Genomic DNA, 12726 nt, shown 5'->3' with positions numbered 1-12726 from the left:
CTTCAGCGACTTCCTCATCAAAGGAAACCAACTCATTCATCATCGGAGTTTCTTCTTCAGCGACTTCCTCATCAAAGGAAACCAACTCATTCATCATCGGAGTTTCTTCTTCAGCGACTTCCTCATCAAAGGAAGCCAACTCATCCATCATCGGAGTTTCTTCTTCAGCGACTTCCTCATCAAAGGAAACCAACTCATTCATCATCGGAGTTTCTTCTTCAGCGACTTCAGGATCATCAAAGGAAACCAACTCATCCATCATCGAAGTCTCTTCGACTTCCTCATCAAAAGAAGCCAACTCATCCATCATCGGAGTTTCTTCGACTTCCTCATCAAAGGAAACCAACTCATTCATCATCGGAGTTTCTTCTTCAGCGACTTCAGGATCATCAAAAGAAACCAACTCATCGTCTTCCATCAATCCCATCAAATTATCATTACCAGATTCTTCGACTTCAGGATCATCAAAGGAAGCCAACTCATCCATCATTGAAGTTTCTTCGACTTCCTCATCAAAGGAAGCCAATTCATCGTCTTCCATCAATCCCATCAAATTATCATTACCAGATTCTTCGACTTCAGGATCATCATCGAAAGCAGGAAACTCATCCATCATTGGAGTTTCTACTTCAATTTCTTTTAGAGCGGAAATAGCGTCTTCTTCACTGATCGATTCTATTGAGTTGTCTACGGGTTCTTCTGCTGTTGCGATTTCTTGTGTAGCAGTAAATTCATCGACAATGGGGGTTTCTTCTTCTTCTGTAGTAGGAATTTCTTCTTCGGCTGATGATTCTATTTCATTGAGAATGGAGAATGCTTCTTCGTCACCAACTAATCCTATCAAATCATCTGCGGATTCTACTTCGGAAGTATTTTCTGCTTCTTCTGAAAAAGATGCTGCTGTGGCGAAAGCTGCTGCTGCGCCCAGTGCTGCTACTCCTAATGCTGCGGATGTTGCTTCTGAAGTAGTTTCTGATTCTGCTTCGGGTGATGTTTCTAGTTGCGCTAGCTCATCTTCTCTTAAAGATTCGATTAGATTGTCAACTTCTTCTGGTGCTGATTCGGAAGTTGTAGTGGAGTCAATTTCAGATTCTAAATTGTGGTTATCTTTTTCTAATAGTTGACTATTTTCTTCTGGTGCTTCAGTAAAGTTTGTAGTTACTGGAGTGATTATTTGCTCCAGTTGTGCTTTTTGTTGAGATAGTTCTGTAACCTGAGTCTGTAAGTCGTTATGGCTGAGTTCTAGTTCTGATTTTTGTTGTTCTAGATTAGTAATTAATTCTCTGATTTCTGTTTGTTTTGCTTGTGCAGAAGTGATTTCTGTAAGAGTATTGTCTAACTCACTTTGCTGAGAAGATATCTGACTGGAGATTTCAGCTTTTTGCTGATTTAAAATAGCTATTTCTTGGTCAATTTCCGCTTTTTGTTGATTTAGAGTGTTAAATTCTCGCTCGAATTCTGATGTTTTTTCCGATAATTTGTCTTGATAATTATTAGATTCTGCTTCTAATTCTTGTTTCTGATTGTTTAAGTTGGAAACGACATCTAGTAGCTGATTGTGTTCTGCTTGAAGAGAGTTAATATTATTTTCTACATCTTGCATTTTGGTTGTTGCATCGCTGAGAGATTTTTGTAACTCGGTTTCTTGTGCTTGAAGTTCTTCGCGGGAGTTGGTATTCTCTAGAAGTTCATCTTTTTTGATTCCAGCTAAGGATGTTCCTGCTAAACCAGCTACTCCTGCTAATCCACCAGTAGTTAGGGATTGCTTGATGTTTCCTTCACTAACGAGATATCCCACACCGAAACTGACACCAAAAGCTAAGGAACTTAAGAGAATTTTGTTTATAACTTTAGATGATTCCATATTGCTGATTTAATATAAATTGCTATTATGAGATGAACTTTTTGAACAGAGATTACACGACCTCTCAACTCTTGCAGTCGATTGGCATACTAAACTATTTAAAGAGTTCCCATTTTCAAAATCAAAATTAACAATTTCAGCGATGGAGTATCTTTAGGTAGTTGCAATGTCTGCTTGGAGATAGTCGATAAACTGTCTTGCAGTGCGCCCAGAACGTCCATTACCACGGGTTGCCCATTGTTTGGCTCTAAATCCTAATTCGGTTTGTGGTAGCTTTATTTGGGCTTGTTGTGCGAGATGATTAATTATTTTTAAGTAGGTGTCTTGGTTGGCTGGTTCAAAGGTTAAGGTTAAGCCAAATCGATCGCTGAATGATAGTTTCTCTTGTACGGTATCCCAATTGTGTATTTCGTCACTATCACTAGGACGAGGGCGATCACTAAAGTATTCTCTGATAAGATGTCTTCTGTTAGTGGTGGCATACACGACGATATTTTGGGCTGTAGCGGTAAGATTACCTTCTAGCACTACCTTAAGGGCTTTAAAGGCATCGTCGTCTTCTTCAAAGGACAAGTCATCGACAAAAATAATAAATTTTTGCGGAATTTCTCTTAGTTGTTCGACGATAGCAGGAAGGTTGTTGAGTTCTGATTTACTAACTTCAACAATGCGTAATCCTTGATCGCTGTATTCTGTACGTAAGGCTTTAATTAAGGATGATTTACCTGTACCGCGACTACCATAGAGTAAGGTATGGAGGGCGGAATAACCAGCTAAGAGAAACTGTGTATTTTTAATTAAGGTTTCTTTTTGGTGTTCATAACCAACTATTTCTGATAATTTTATCGGATCGGGTTGATAAATGCCGATTAATTGCTGATTTTGCCATCTTAAAGCAGTGTAGCGAGCGAAAATACCTGTACCATGTTGACGATAGTGATGAGCTATTTCTGAAATGCTATTTTGCCAATTATCTTGATTATGCAGACAGGTTTTAGGAGATGGTGTAGTTTCCCAAGATATTAAATTATCGGATGCTTGAGATGTGCTTTGTACCCATTGCGCTATTTTCTTATTGCTACAGTTGTAGATGTCTTGCAGTATTTGTAAGTCATGTTTCGCAGCAGCTATTAAGGAAGAGGGAAGCTTTTCTATTTCTGTAGTTTGAACTTGTTGGCTGAAGGGGTTACTGTCAAGAAGAATTTGTTTTATCAAATAGTCTTGCCAAGAGAGGTTGATTTGAGCAAGGGTTTTAAACCAAGTACTATAAACTTGTAAGCATTCTATGGCGGTGACGCGACTGCTTCTATCCTCACTACTGTATAAATAAAGGTTTTGTAATAACTTGATATAAGCTTCGCCAACAGGATTTTTTAAGACAGATTGATACAGCAACAAGGATGCGATTTGTTGTAAGTAGTATTTGCTGCTGGCGAATAACTTGGTCATGAATATAATGGGGAAGAGATAACTTTTTATAAAACAGAGAATTTGACGAGCGACCCTGCTGAGGTTTCCTCAGCGAAGGAACGCGCGAGTTTTAACCTTTAAACCATCTTTGGGATGGGGAGTCGGCACAGTTACTAACTCTAAATTTTGATTGGGTAAGAGTTCCCATTGACATTTTTGTAACAGTAATGAGGCAAAAATACGCATTTCTAAACGGGCGAATTCTTTGCCCAAACATTCTCGTAAACCACCACCAAAAGGGATATAAGCAAAACTAGCTTTTTTATCCTCTTGTCTTTCAGGAGAAAATCTGTCGGGATCGAATCTGTCACTTTCTGTATAGATATCTTTATCTTGGTGAGTTTGTGCTATTTGATATTGGATTGTCCAGCCTTTTGGTATTTGATAGCCATTAAATTCAAAAGATTCAATTACTTCTCTAAATCCTCCGCCTACAGGAGGAATAATTCGCATAACTTCTTTGATAACCTGGTCTAGATAAGTCATCTCTTTGATAGTATCCAAGGTCAAAGGAGATTTATTAGCAAATTTTGTTTGTTCTGCCGTTAATTTTGCCATTACATCAGGATTTTGAGCAGTTAAAAGACAAAAAGATGCGATCGCAGAGGTGAGGGTTTCATGTCCTGCAAACAGCAATAATAGTACTTGATCTTTTAATTCTTCGGTAGTCAGTTTATTTCCTGCTTCATCTTCTGCTTGAATTAATAATCCTAAAGCATCTTCTCCTGGGTTATCTAATTGTTGACGTTTGATTACGATTTCTTCAATATATTTAAGTAACTTTTTACGACAACGTAATGCTTTACCAAACTTTGTCCAAGGAAGATTTATCGGAAGAGTAAATAATCCCGCACACCAATCTTCAAATAATTCTCCTAAAACTGTGTGAGAACCGCCATCAGTACTTACTAATAAATTACTGGCAATATCAAATGTATAATCTCTTATTTGGGGATACCAAATTAATTCTTTTTGTTCCAACCAATTGTTAATATACTGTTCAGTTATCTTTTCCATTGTCGGAATATAACTGGCTAAAGCTCTGGGTTGAAATGCCTGATAAAGTAGTTGACGACGAGACTTGTGAAACTCCCCATTTTTAACAGCTAAAGATAAATCACCTAACAATATTTTGGTGCTTTTGGGCCATGTAGAAACCACATATTTGTTCTCATTCCTAAATAGAAAGTTATTAGCTTCTGCGCCAATCATGGTAACAGTAGGATTGCCAAAGATATTTGTTTGATAAACTTTGCCATATTTAGCTACTCGTTTTTGACTAAAATTAGGGTCGGTGAAAAAGCTAATGGTTTCGCCAATAAAAGGTAATCCAGATTCACCAGGAGGCAAAGGAAGAGATGTTAATTCTTGATTAGTCATTTTTTGGTAATGATAACGAGCTTGCAGAAAATATACTCGATTCTCTTTCACTTTATACAATAAACGATGTTCTAAATCGATACAGCGTGACCAAGTATCAGATACGATATATTCGTACGTTAAGCTGAAGGGTGATTTGGGTTGTAGATATTAGCGATCGCTTTTTTTCTAGACATCAACTATATAGACAAAGCTGTATTGACCATGAGATAAAAATATAGCGATCGCAGCTAATTATAAAAAGATTTACAATCCAATCTCCGTTAAGATTTACAAAACTTGATGATATGGGTTCTGAGGGCATTGTATAAAAGAAATTGTCGGAGTGTTACGAAAAGTCAGAAATATTGAACTTAATCGTAAAGTTTGATGAGAAAATCTTGCTTTAAGAAATTACGGTACTGAACTACAGTTCACTACGACAAAATCCCCCTGTAAGATCGAGTACTCTTAAATAAGCAGTACTCAAACAATTAAGATCTAGACTGGCATATTTTATGTGGTAGTTTGATTCTTAACATTCTACAGCGATCGCAATAGATTGATAACCAGAGTGGTTAGCGTAGAGAAGTAAAACATCAAAACCGATATTTTGTTTCCTTGCGTTAGCTCTTAATTGATATCAAGCTAGGTCTTCGCTATAAGGGTGGAAATTAATTTTATATATTTTGGCGGTCGGGCAGACCGTGACAGCTTGTGGATCTGGCACTGGCGGGGAGATAGCTCTTCTATCTCTAGCTATCCAGGGATGAATCAAGAATCCCCGTCATTCATGGCGGGGAGTGTCAAAACAAGCAATAGTTTTAGGCATGATTTTGTAGAAGAAACAGCCCGAAGATCATTGCTTGGCAATTTGTGTATCAAAACACAATGATTTCAAGAAAATCTATTCCTTAAGGGAGAATCTTTAATGGCTTTTGGACCCGCATCGGAACTTGGTGTCGGCTTATTTGAGGATACTGCGCCTCTTGAGTACGTACCAGGTCGTTCTGAAGAAGAAGTAGAAACCATTATTCGCGCTGTTTATAAGCAAATTTTGGGCAACGCTTATGTAATGGAAAGCGAAAGAGCTACTATTCCTGAATCTCAATTTAAAACAGGTAATTTAAGCGTCAGAGAATTTGTGCGTGCAGTTGCTAAATCTGACGCATATATGTCTCGCTTTTTTGTAACCAGTCCTCGTTATCGTTTTATCGAGTTAAACTTCAAACACCTTTTGGGACGCGCTCCTAATGGTTACGATGAAATGAAAGCTCATAGTGCCATCTTAGATAATGGTGGTTATGAAGCAGAAATTGATTCTTATCTCGACAGCGATGAGTATCAAGAAGCTTACGGTGAGTTTTTCGTTCCTTATTACCGTGGTTACAAGAGCAGACCTGGTCAAACTATGGTGGAATTCACTCATATGTTTGCCATGTTAAGAGGAGCATCTTCTAGCGACTTTAAAGGAAGCTTGGCAGGTAAAACTCCTGTATTAAATAAAAATATTATTCAAGGCACACCTATCGCTATAGTTCCTCCTTCTGGCGGTGCTGCTGGTGATGGTTGGTCTTTCCAAGAACCTACTCTGGGTGCGCGTACTCGTCAAGGTGTAGGTGCTGGGGAAAACGGCAAAGTATACCGTGTTGAAGTCACTGGTTATCGTTCTAGGGGTGCAGTTAACAAGTTTTCTAAATTCCGTCGTAGCAACAAAGTATATCTTGTTCCCTATGACAAATTATCTGATGAATATAAGCGTATTCACAAGCAAGGCGGGAAAATTGCGAGTATTACCCCCGTTTAAATTTAAGGTCATTCTTTAGCCTTAATTGAATCTAAGGAGATGGGGAGACAGGGAGATGTTTCGATCTTTACTGGAACCCCCGATCCATAAATTAAGACAATTTTATTCAGGAGAAATTAAGATTATGCCAGTTGTCGATGCACCTTTAGAACTTTGGTCTGGCAGTACCGCCGATGACAAAGCAGCTATCATTCGCGCTGTATACAATCAAGTTCTGGGCAATCCTTATGTAATGGAAAGTGAAAGACTTCTTAGTGCAGAGTCTCAGCTATGTAACGGCGACCTTACTATCAGAGAGTTTGTTCGTGCCGTAGCAAAATCTGATTTTTATCGCTCTCGCTATTTTGAATCTTGCGCTCCTTATCGTTTTGTAGAGTTAAATTTCAAACATCTTTTAGGACGCGCTCCTGCGGATCAAGCAGAACTTTCTGCCCACATTCAAACTTGTGTTAATGCGGGTTACGAAGCAGAGATTGATTCTTATATCGATAGTCAAGAATATTCCGATAAATTCGGGGAAAACATTGTTCCATACTACACTGGTGCCAAAACCGAAGCAGGTAAGAAACAGATTAACTATAACCGTACTTTATCTTTGTTAAAAGGTTATGCAGAAGTAGACAGTGCAATTAAAAGCTCTGTGCTAGTAGATAGTGTTGCTACTAATAGTCCTGTAGCTGCTACCCGTGCTACGGCAAGTGGTCGCATTGCTGGATACAAAGATGCTACTGAGAAAAAATTCAAAATTGTGGTTAAAGGTGCAAAATTTGATAGTCCTCGTCGCGTGAGTACTACAGAATACATCGTACCAGGCGATCGCATGACTCCCCAAATTCAGCGTATTAATCGCACTGGAGCAACGATTGTCAGCATCACCGAAATTGCATAGCTAAGTAATACTTGGTTCATTATTTATTGATAACTAATTAGTAGTGAGCCATTTTTTACTTTTAATTTAGACGTTCGCCTTCAAGCTAACGGTTAATAGCTTTTAAAAAACATTCAGGAGAAAATCAATGTCACTTTGGGTTCAAACTACAGACGCAGTAGAATTACGTCCCAACTTTACAGAAGATGACTTACAAACCGTCATTCGTGCAGTTTACAAACAAGTTTTAGGTAACGCATATCTTTTAGAAAGCGATCGTCTTGTTAACGCAGAATCCCTGTTACGCAATGGAGACATTACAGTACGGGGATTTGTTCGTTTAGTAGGGCAATCAGAATTATATCAATCTCAATTTTTTGAAAACTCTTCCCAATATCGTTTTATCGAGCTAAATTGCAAACACTTCTTGGGACGTGCGCCCCAAGATCAGGTAGAAATTTCTCGTCATGTTCTAATTTATAACGAACAGGGTTACGAAGCAGACATTAATTATTACATCGATAGCGTTGAATACACCGCAGCTTTTGGGGAAAACACTGTTCCATACCCTCGTAATACTAGCAGTCAAGTAGGTAGTAAAAACGTTGATTTTAACCGTACGTTTAGTCTCTTTCGTGGCGATGCTACTAGCGACAGTGGTAAATCCGCTCGTTTGATTAGTGATTTGGCTTCTAACCTACCTTCTAAAATTACTGCACCAGCAAAAAGAAGCGGTAATGTTAGCAACACTGGTAAACGTTTTCGTATTGCTACCCAAAAAGCGGGTAGTGGTAATAACTATCGTCGTAGTAACTTTACTTATGAAGTAGGTTACGCTCAACTAAGTCAAAAAATTCAAAATATCCAAAGAATGGGAGGCAAAATTCTCAGTATTACTGAAGTAACTAACTAATTTAAAAATTAGGGAGTAAGGAATGAAGACAAAGTAAACAATCAAGAAGTAGTTGAAGAACAATTTCCTCTTTGCTTTGCCGAATATACCTAGAATTTGTCAGACAAAAATGTGAATTTAGTTTTGAGCAATTTCTCAAAGAAAATCTTGATTCTTCATTCCTTCAAAACGAAAAATTAGCCAATAAATTAGGGGAAATCGGTCGTGTCAGGAATGTCTACTACTGGAGCAACCAGCCTCAGCAATTATCAAAGCCGTACTGTGGTTATTGAAGTGACTGGAGTATGTCGTCAAGATGTGATGAAAACCAGTAACTACACTGTCAAAGTACCTTATGGCCGTATGTCTCAAACCATGCAAAGTATCAATCCCATGGGAGGCAAAGTAGTAAATGTAACCATTTTACCTGCGCCACCTCAAAAAGCTGAAGAATCTGAAAGCTAATATTAATTCGAGATGGGCGGAATATCTTAACTCTGCTCTTTTCCCAATAAAAAGAACGCGGACTGAAAATTTCGCACTCTTGGCATCGTGATTAAGAATCAAACTTTTTAATAAGTTTAAATTTAATAAATAATGAATATCGTAGAATTTGTGAAGTTATCTTTCGGTCAGTGGCGATCGCAGCGTAGCGCACATCATTTGGCATTTAGACATTTTGAAGAGGTTACTTCAACTATTGATATTGAACAATTAGCTCTTGATGATGAGAGAGTAATTCAATTGTGCAAAGCTCATAATATTGACCCTCAAATAGCAAACAGTCCTTTTAAAATGAGTTGGTCTGGAGAATCAGACTGGGATGAAGATGAAACTCTAGAAGGCTCTACTATTTTAGTTCCCATCCCTGACCCTGAAAATTTAACCAAAGGTCGTTTACTCAGAGAACAAGGCTATGCAGAAACCATACCATCCATAGGGGAATACTCTATTGGAGAAGACGGGACTTTTTTGTTAAAAACAAAATATGACCGCGCAACAGCAGAAGAAAAAATTTGGTTTGCAACAGATAATTTACGTTTTCGAGTCTCTCTAATCAAAACTAGCGATGGTAAAGGAGTGACAACTGCTTCTTTTTCCTCAGAAATTCGTTCTTTAAAATAATAATTAATAATTGAAGATGGTAGTAGTTAGCGATCGCGAAAAGCTCAAAGAAAATAGCTTGCTAATTAATCTAGCTCGCGCCATGGCTGGAGACTTTAGTAACTACAAGCAATCTCAAGACAACCCCAAAGATTACGCTCACATCCGCGTTTTTTTTCGTCCCTTACCCTGGCCATTTTTCTCAGCGATTGGGTTTTATTCCGAGCAAACCTATGACTACGATTTATGGACTCCTTATCGTCAAGGGATTCATCGTTTAGTAGACCGTGGTGACCATATTTACATCGAAAACTATAGTTTACAAGATGGAATGCTTTACGCTGGTGCAGGACATAATAGAGACATTTTAGAAACGATTTCTCCTGAGAATATTGCTCGTCGTTACAACTGTTCGATGGTATTTCATCAAGAAGGAAATCTTTTTCGGGGTGCGGTTGAACCTGGAAATAAATGTTTAATTAACCGTAAAGGAGTAGAAACTTATCTGGTTAGTCAAGTAGAAATTAAAGAAAACACTTGGATAAGTTGGGATCGTGGGATGGACATTGAGACAGGAGAACAAGTTTGGGGTTCGGCGATCGGTCCTTTGAAGTTTGAAAAACGTGCTAGTTTCGCAGACGAATTACCGTTATCTCACCTCTAAACATAATTTTTATTAATAAAATAAATAAAATGATTTTATCGGGATTAAGACCAGTTATGTTACCACCAGTAGCTCGCAAAAAGATGCAAGCTTGGATCAGAAGTAGACATCTGATCTGTTCGGGTAACTTTTTTATCTTTGAAACCTTGGAATACTCCACAGTAGAAAGATTTGAAGAATGTGTAAGAAGTTTTGGCGGTACTTTGATTTCTGTTGAACCAACGAGAAAGGTTTGGATTGGAAATCATCGTCAAGTAATTCTTTATCAAGCAAAAGCCAGTTTGCATACTCCTCACCATGAATTAAAACAATATTGGATTAAATATGGAGGTTTTTATACTAGATTTGATGAACGTTCTTGTTAGTCAGTAATCAGTTAACAGTTTAAATACAAAATGGAGGAAACAATTTTGAATAATACTTTTATTAGTCCTGTGATAGGTAGGGCTTCAGAATTAGGAGTTAGTTTTTATGAAGATAGCGATCGCTTAGAATTACTTTCCAATGCCGATCCTGAAGAGAAAGAAATTCTAATTAGGGCTATTTATCGTCAGATTTTAGGCAATGCTTATGTCATGGAAAGTGAGCGTTTAGCAGTACCAGAATCTCAACTTAAACAAGGAGAAATCGGCGTTAGAGGGTTTATCCGTCAAGTAGCTAAATCCGAACTATATCGCTCTCGTTTTGTCGAAAATAGCCCTCGTTATCGTACCATTGAGCTTAACTTTAAACACTTTTTAGGTCGTGCGCCAGAAAGTTACGAAGAAATGCAAATTCATAGCCAAATTCTCGATCAAAATGGTTATGAAGCAGATATTGATTCCTATCTTGATAGCGATGAATATCAAAACAAGTATGGAGAAAATATTGTTCCTTACTACAGTGGTTATAAAACCCAAACTGGTAAAAGTGTGGTGGGATTTTCTCATCTTTTCCAGTTACTAAGGGGCGCATCCAGTAGTGATAAAAATCTGATGCAAGGCAAGTATTCTCGTTTAAATAGTTCCATCATTACTAATACTCCCAGTAATGTTATTCCTCCCTCTACTGCTAATAGTTATGGTGGTATTACTAATATTCAGAAATTAATTACTGATGCACTTAAGGTCAATAAACCAGTAGCGACTGTTGCTAAAACTGCGGTGGGAACAAATGGTTACGATACATTTTCTTTAGAGCAAAAGAATAGAGAACAAAAGGCAAAAATTCAACAATTAAAACAAAAATTAGCTGAATTAAGTCCTTTAGCAAATATTGGCGCAGCCAGCCTTAATAAGTGGCAATCTAAAGGTGTTGCGGGTACTTCTCTAACTACTAATAATTTACCAAGTCAAGTATCTTCGCAAGAACAAATTATTGCTGATTTAGAAGTTAAAGTTGCTGATGCTCAACGTTTAGCATCATTTGCAGAAACTCGTCTCAATAAATGGCGTAGTAAAGTATTCTTTTAAAATTAAATTAGAGGGTTGGCAGTGTCAACCCTAATCATGATATTTTTAAGTAAATTGACAAATAGTTCATCTGTGTTATAGTTTCCTGGCAAGTCAGAATAACATCAGATGAGTCAATTGCAAATTTCTAACAAACTTAAAACTAATACATCTTTGGCTAAACCTTTTTTAAAATGGGCTGGAGGAAAAACCCAGTTATTAGAACAGTTTGAAAAACTATATCCCAAAGAATTAAAATTAGGAAAAATAAATAAATACTTTGAGATATTTCTGGGGGGAGGAGCAGTATTTTTTAATATTATTCAAAAATACTCTGTAGATAAAGTATTTCTAAATGATATTAATCAAGATTTAATACTTGCTTATAAAGTTATCAAAAATAATCCTGATGATTTAATTGAATTTCTCTCGGAATTACAACAAAATTATCATCAAAGCGATCCTGAGCAAAGAGAAAAAATATTTTATAATATTCGGCAAAATTATAATGCAAAAAGAATTGATTTTAATTATAGTGATTTGTCACAATGTTCTATAGAAAGAGTATCCTGGTTGATCTTCATTAATAAAACTTGTTTTAATGGATTATATAGAACCAATAAAAAAGGAGAGTTTAATGTTCCTTTTGGTAGATATAAAAAACCTAAAATTTGTGATGATAGCAATTTAGTAAAAGTTTCAAGACTATTGCAAGATGTCATGCTCATATCAGGTAATTATAATAGTTTTGATAATTTAATCGATAGTAACTCTTTTATTTATATAGACCCTCCTTATAGACCAATTAATAAAACATCTAGTTTTACTTCTTATGCTAAATCTGGCTTTAGCGATCGACATCAAATTGAACTTAGTCAATACTATAGACATTTAAGTCAGGATTATGAAGCGAAAGTTATGTTGAGTAATTCTAATCCTCACAATACAGATTTAGAAGATAATTTTTTTCACGATCTTTATGGTGATTATAAGATAAACGAAGTTTTTGCAAGTCGTATGGTAAATAGTGATGCTAGTAAAAGAGGGAAAATTACAGAGTTAGTGATTACTAATTATTAGGTATTGAATGAAATTTGATTTGATTTATGAGTAGAGCAATTGATAAGTCTTGGGAAAAAATTTTTCTAGAGTATGATATACAAAATCATGATTTTAGTAACAAACCTTTTTACATCACAGCTAGACAAATTAAAGTAGCTTGTCAAAATTTTACGGAAACTGGAGAAAAAGAACCAAGAATACTTTGT

13 protein-coding genes and 1 pseudogene are annotated in these 12726 nt (G+C 36.8%); 10 read left to right on the top strand and 4 right to left on the bottom strand.

The window, feature by feature from the left end; translation table 11 throughout:
• The 4 genes and pseudogenes from H1P_RS36085 to H1P_RS39850 all read right to left on the bottom strand — a co-directional run.
• Nucleotides 1-1864, bottom strand: a 1864-nt coding sequence (locus H1P_RS36085) for a hypothetical protein (protein WP_186375967.1), incomplete at its 3' end; no start/stop codon positions are given.
• A 153-nt stretch (nt 1865-2017) separates the two neighbouring features.
• Nucleotides 2018-3313: an ATP-binding protein gene (locus H1P_RS14355; protein WP_144868267.1), complete on the bottom strand. Its 1296-nt coding sequence runs from the start codon at nt 3311-3313 to the stop codon at nt 2018-2020.
• 69 nt (nt 3314-3382) lie between these two features.
• The gene (locus H1P_RS14350; protein ID WP_186375966.1) at nt 3383-4714 is read right to left on the bottom strand and encodes a cytochrome P450; all 1332 of its coding nucleotides are present in this window, start codon (nt 4712-4714) and stop codon (nt 3383-3385) included.
• Between the two features lie 18 nt (nt 4715-4732).
• Nucleotides 4733-4822 (bottom strand): annotated as a pseudogene (locus H1P_RS39850) (type II toxin-antitoxin system YoeB family toxin); the annotation flags it as partial.
• 802 nt (nt 4823-5624) lie between these two features.
• Between H1P_RS39850 and H1P_RS14345 the strand changes: the two are divergent.
• From H1P_RS14345 to H1P_RS39845, 10 genes are all read left to right on the top strand, one after another.
• Nucleotides 5625-6500: a phycobilisome linker polypeptide gene (locus H1P_RS14345; protein ID WP_144868263.1), complete on the top strand. Its 876-nt coding sequence runs from the start codon at nt 5625-5627 to the stop codon at nt 6498-6500.
• Nucleotides 6501-6621: 121 nt separating this feature from the next.
• A complete protein-coding gene (locus H1P_RS14340; protein ID WP_186375970.1) occupies nt 6622-7389 on the top strand; it encodes a phycobilisome rod-core linker polypeptide in 768 nt (255 codons plus the stop codon).
• A 127-nt stretch (nt 7390-7516) separates the two neighbouring features.
• Entirely contained in the window at nt 7517-8281 is a 765-nt protein-coding gene (locus tag H1P_RS14335; RefSeq protein WP_144868259.1) for a phycobilisome linker polypeptide, read from the top strand.
• A 213-nt stretch (nt 8282-8494) separates the two neighbouring features.
• On the top strand, nt 8495-8725 hold the full coding sequence (locus H1P_RS14330; protein ID WP_246141698.1) for a rod-capping linker protein CpcD domain-containing protein: 231 nt from the start codon (nt 8495-8497) through the stop codon (nt 8723-8725).
• A gap of 132 nt (nt 8726-8857) precedes the next feature.
• On the top strand, nt 8858-9385 hold the full coding sequence (locus H1P_RS14325; protein ID WP_144868255.1) for a phycobiliprotein lyase: 528 nt from the start codon (nt 8858-8860) through the stop codon (nt 9383-9385).
• A gap of 16 nt (nt 9386-9401) precedes the next feature.
• On the top strand, nt 9402-10028 hold the full coding sequence (locus H1P_RS14320) for a chromophore lyase CpcT/CpeT (protein WP_144868253.1): 627 nt from the start codon (nt 9402-9404) through the stop codon (nt 10026-10028).
• A gap of 56 nt (nt 10029-10084) precedes the next feature.
• Nucleotides 10085-10393, top strand: a complete 309-nt coding sequence (locus H1P_RS14315; protein WP_186375969.1) for a CpeR family transcriptional regulator — start codon at nt 10085-10087, stop codon at nt 10391-10393.
• A gap of 45 nt (nt 10394-10438) precedes the next feature.
• Nucleotides 10439-11479 carry a phycobilisome rod-core linker polypeptide gene (locus H1P_RS14310; protein ID WP_246141696.1) on the top strand — a complete coding sequence of 347 codons (1041 nt, stop codon included), beginning with the start codon at nt 10439-10441 and terminating at the stop codon, nt 11477-11479.
• 108 nt (nt 11480-11587) lie between these two features.
• A complete protein-coding gene (locus tag H1P_RS14305) occupies nt 11588-12538 on the top strand; it encodes a DNA adenine methylase (protein ID WP_144868247.1) in 951 nt (316 codons plus the stop codon).
• Nucleotides 12539-12564: 26 nt separating this feature from the next.
• A partial coding sequence (locus H1P_RS39845; RefSeq protein WP_425461535.1) for a type II restriction enzyme occupies nt 12565-12726 on the top strand: 162 nt, incomplete at its 3' end.

The organism is Hyella patelloides LEGE 07179 (assembly GCF_900659865.1).
In the GTDB taxonomy this organism is placed as follows: domain Bacteria; phylum Cyanobacteriota; class Cyanobacteriia; order Cyanobacteriales; family Xenococcaceae; genus Hyella; species Hyella patelloides.
Note: the sequence above shows the minus strand (reverse complement) of the source record. Positions and strands in the feature narration are given on the sequence as shown.

Coding starts and splice junctions, on each gene's coding strand:
- H1P_RS14355 (WP_144868267.1), bottom strand. CDS start 3,313: ATGACCAAGTTATTCGCCAGCAGCAAATACTACTTACAACAAATCGCA.
- H1P_RS14325 (WP_144868255.1), top strand. CDS start 8,858: ATGAATATCGTAGAATTTGTGAAGTTATCTTTCGGTCAGTGGCGATCG.
- H1P_RS14345 (WP_144868263.1), top strand. CDS start 5,625: ATGGCTTTTGGACCCGCATCGGAACTTGGTGTCGGCTTATTTGAGGAT.
- H1P_RS14315 (WP_186375969.1), top strand. CDS start 10,085: ATGTTACCACCAGTAGCTCGCAAAAAGATGCAAGCTTGGATCAGAAGT.
- H1P_RS14335 (WP_144868259.1), top strand. CDS start 7,517: ATGTCACTTTGGGTTCAAACTACAGACGCAGTAGAATTACGTCCCAAC.
- H1P_RS14305 (WP_144868247.1), top strand. CDS start 11,588: ATGAGTCAATTGCAAATTTCTAACAAACTTAAAACTAATACATCTTTG.
- H1P_RS14320 (WP_144868253.1), top strand. CDS start 9,402: ATGGTAGTAGTTAGCGATCGCGAAAAGCTCAAAGAAAATAGCTTGCTA.
- H1P_RS14350 (WP_186375966.1), bottom strand. CDS start 4,714: ATGACTAATCAAGAATTAACATCTCTTCCTTTGCCTCCTGGTGAATCT.
- H1P_RS14330 (WP_246141698.1), top strand. CDS start 8,495: ATGTCTACTACTGGAGCAACCAGCCTCAGCAATTATCAAAGCCGTACT.